At 74.0% G+C, this 427-nt stretch carries 1 pseudogene; it reads left to right on the top strand.

Annotated features, from left to right (window positions below):
- Positions 1–427 (top strand): annotated as a pseudogene (locus tag D7Y04_RS42885) (hypothetical protein); the annotation flags it as partial.

Genomic DNA, 427 nt, shown 5'->3' with positions numbered 1-427 from the left:
CCCTCCCGCCTCGCAGGTGGAGGTGAAGTCCACCTTCGCGCGGCTGTCCCAGGCGCTCGCGGAGCCCGCGCTCGCCGAGGCCGCGGGCCTCACCGCCGAGGAGCTGGAGGCCGTGCGCACCTCGGTTCCCTGGACGCGCATCTTCAAGACCGGCCCCGCCTCGGGCCCGGACGGAGGGCAACTGGACGACCTGGTCGCCGAGGTGGCGAGGACGCCCGCTCGCTTCGTGCTCAAGCGGGCCTGGGACTATGGCGGCAAGGCCGTCTTCATCGGTCGCTCGGTGGGCACGGTGCCCTACACGGAGCGCGTGACGGCCGCGTATGGCGAGCTGCTGGGCTGGCCGGAGCTGTGCGCCCGCGCCGCGGCGGACCCGACGGGCGGCGGGTTCGTGGTGCAGGAAATCGTGGACTCTCCCCCGGAGGACCAC

This window comes from Corallococcus sp. AB038B (assembly GCF_003668955.1).
Taxonomy (GTDB): domain Bacteria; phylum Myxococcota; class Myxococcia; order Myxococcales; family Myxococcaceae; genus Corallococcus; species Corallococcus exiguus.
The sequence above is the reverse complement of the archived record's forward strand: the minus strand, read 5'-3'. Positions and strand labels throughout refer to the sequence as shown.